The sequence below is a fragment of the Skermanella sp. genome (genome assembly GCF_059503625.1).
Genome location: NZ_JCACHA010001192.1, coordinates 1 through 3,184 on the forward strand (window position 1 = coordinate 1; position 3,184 = coordinate 3,184).

3 protein-coding genes are annotated in these 3,184 nt (G+C 65.9%); 2 read left to right on the plus strand and 1 reads right to left on the minus strand.

Annotation, left to right across the window (positions count from 1 at the left end):
- Positions 1-1,044: SpbR family protein (gene spbR, locus AC5JJ6_RS41910; protein ID WP_496047742.1), on the plus strand; the 1,044-nt coding region annotated here is incomplete at its 5' end.
- 17 nt (positions 1,045-1,061) lie between these two features.
- On the opposite strand, the gene AC5JJ6_RS41915 is transcribed toward spbR, so the two are convergent.
- Positions 1,062-1,610, minus strand: a complete 549-nt coding sequence (locus AC5JJ6_RS41915; RefSeq protein ID WP_496047743.1) for a cupin domain-containing protein — start codon at positions 1,608-1,610, stop codon at positions 1,062-1,064.
- A 214-nt stretch (positions 1,611-1,824) separates the two neighbouring features.
- Here AC5JJ6_RS41915 and aptA point away from each other — a divergent pair, with 214 nt between their 5' ends.
- Positions 1,825-3,153, plus strand: coding sequence for an omega-aminotransferase AptA (gene aptA / locus AC5JJ6_RS41920; RefSeq protein ID WP_496047744.1), 1,329 nt, complete (start codon positions 1,825-1,827; stop codon positions 3,151-3,153).
- The last annotated feature ends 31 nt before the right edge of the window (positions 3,154-3,184 follow it).

A 3,184-nucleotide genomic window follows, 5' to 3' on the forward strand; every position in this document is an offset into this window, starting at 1 on the left:
GAAATGGCCGCCAAAGTCGCGGCAAGTCTTGAAAGCGTCAGTCTGACCGAAGGCGAGCGAAAGCTTGCCGAGGGCATCGTTCGCGTCATGGCGCGCGACGCCGCCGAGCGCGTCCGGCAGGCGCTTGCCGAAAACCTCAAGTCATCGCAGAGCCTGCCGCGCGACGTCGCCTTGACGCTCGCCCGCGACGTGGAGGCGGTGGCCTTGCCGGTGCTGGGGGCATCGTCGGTCCTGACCGACGTCGACCTGATCGAACTGGTGCGCACCGGCACCGCCGCCAAGCAGACGGCCATCGCCGGGCGGCCGGAAGTCAGCGCCGAGGTTGCCGACGTGCTGGTGGAAACGGCGCCGGAGCAGGCGGTCGCCAAGCTGGTGGCCAACCCCGGCGCCAAGATCGCGCCGGAGAGCCTGGGCCGCGTGCTGGACCGCTTCGGCGACAGCCCCGCCATCCAGGAACCGCTGGTCCATCGCGACCAGTTGCCGGTGACGGTGGCCGAGCGGCTGGTGGCGCTGGTTTCCGACACCCTGCGCGACTACCTGGTGACCCATCACGACCTGCCGGCGGGCATCGCCAGCGATCTGGTGCTGCAAAGCCGCGAGCGCGCGACGGTTTCGCTGTTCACCGACGGCCAGGACAACGCCGACGTCGAGCGGCTGGTCGAGCATCTGCGGCGCAATGGCCGCCTGACGCCGTCGCTGATGCTTCGGGCGCTTTGCATGGGCGACGTGGCGATCCTGGAAGCGAGCCTGTCGCTGCTGGCCAAGGTGCCGCTGACAAATGCCCGTCTGCTGATCCATGATGCCGGGCGGCTGGGTCTGAAGTCGCTTTACGAACGCGCCGGCCTGCCGACCCGCCTGCTGCCGGCCTTCCGGGTAGCGGTCGATGTCTCGCACGAAACGCTGCTGGACGGCGAACCCGGCGACCTCGACCGCCATCGCCGCAAGATGATCGAGCGCATCCTGACCCAGTACGAGGATCTGTCCTCGGACGACCTGGATTACCTGCTCAACAAGCTGGGCGACCTGGTCGAGCCGGCGGACTGAGGAAATCGTCCGCGCCGCTAGAAACTGGGCGGCGTGCAGGCGCTGACGACTTCGCAGATTTCCTCGCCGACGGTGCGGAAACGATGGGGCAGGCGGCTGTTGAAGTAATAGGCGTCTCCCGGCCCCAGGACGCGGCGCTGGTCTCCCACCGTCACCTCCAGCCGGCCGCGCAGGACCACGCCGCCTTCCTCCGCCGCGTGGCGCAGCATGTTCTGACCGGTGTCCGCTCCCGGCTGATACTGCTCATGCAGGATCTGGAGCGCCCGCGCTTCCGGGTCGCGGCCGACCTGGGCATAGCGGATCGCGCCGTCGCTGATGACGGTCAGGTCTTCGGCGCGGAAGAACACCTGCTCGCGCGGCGCCTGTTCCATCGAGAAGAAATCGGCAAGGCTCATGGGGATGCCGTCGAGCACCTTCTTGAGCGAGCCGACCGAAGGGCTCGACCTGTTCTGCTCGATCAGCGAGACGGAGGCATTGCTGACGCCGGCCCGCTTCGCCAGTTCACGCTGCGACAGCCCGTGCATTTCACGGATCGCCCGGAGCCGGGCGCCGACATCGAACTCCATGGGATTCTACCCGCGAACCACTGTTAAACCTGTTGAATATATTGAACGGGTAAATGGCTTCCGCGCAAGCCACCTTATTGTCTCATTTTGCGGCTGCAAGGCCCTTGTCGATTTTCTTGAGCGTGGCTTAGGCTGCTGGCAACCGCACGAACAGACCGAGCTATCCATTCGTGCCAACCCGCCCTAGTCCTCTATCCCTGAAGGAGAGCCCGTCATGGACGGCATCATGACCAGTCAGCCGAACAACCTCGAAGCTTTCTGGATGCCGTTCACGATGAACAGGCAATTCAAGAAGGCGCCGCGCATGCTGGTTTCGGCCGAAGGCATGTACTACACGGCGCAGGACGGCCGGAAGATCCTGGACGGCGCCGCCGGCCTGTGGTGCGTCAACGCCGGTCACCGCCGTCCCAAGATCGTCGAGGCTGTTCAGAAACAGGTCTTCGAGCTCGATTACGCACCGGCCTTCCAGATGGGGCATCCGGCGGCGTTCGAGCTGGCGTCTCGCCTGATCAACCTGATGCCCGGCGACCTCGACCACGTCTTCTTCACCAACTCAGGATCGGAGTCGGTCGACACCGCGCTGAAGATCGCACTGGCCTATCAGCGCGCCAGGGGCGAAGGCACCCGGCAGCGGCTGATCGGGCGCGAGCGGGGATATCACGGCGTCGGTTTCGGCGGCATCTCGGTCGGCGGCATCGTGTCCAACCGCAAGTTCTTCGGCAGCCTGCTCAACGGCGTCGATCACATGCCGCATACCCACGACAAGGCGCATCAGGCCTTCAGCCGGGGCCAGCCGGAATGGGGCGGCCATCTGGCCGACGAACTGGAGCGCATCGTCACGCTGCACGACGCCTCCAACATCGCCGCCGTTATCGTCGAACCGGTTGCGGGCTCGACCGGCGTGCTGATCCCGCCGCAGGGCTACCTTCAGCGGCTGCGCGAGATCTGCGACAAGCACGGCATCCTGCTGATCTTCGACGAGGTCATCACCGGCTTCGGCCGCGTCGGCGCCAGCTTCGCGACCGAGTATTTCGGCGTCCTTCCCGACATCGTCTGCACCGCCAAGGGCATCACCAACGGCACCATTCCGATGGGCGGCGTCTTCGTCCGCAAGCACATCTACGACGCCTTCATGACCGGTCCGGAAGGCGCCATCGAGCTGTTCCACGGCTACACCTACTCCGGCCACCCCGTCGCCTGTGCCGCGGCCCTCGCCACGCTGGACACCTATCAGGAAGACGGGCTGTTCCAGCGCGCCGCCGATCTGGCCCCGTACTGGGAAGACGCGGTCCATAGCCTGAAGGATGCCCGCCACGTCATCGACCTGCGCAACCTGGGTCTGATCGCGGGCATCGAACTGGAGCCGCTCCCCGGCCAGCCGACCAAGCGCGCTTTCGAAGCCTTCCTGAAATGCTTCGAAGCCGGCGTAATGGTCCGCACCACCGGCGACATCATCGCCCTGTCGCCGCCGCTGATCATCGAGAAAGCCGAGATCGACCGCATCTTCACGACCATCCGCGACGTCCTGGCGACGATCGAATAGAGGCCGGGCGAAGGTGGTGTTGGGCCGTGGC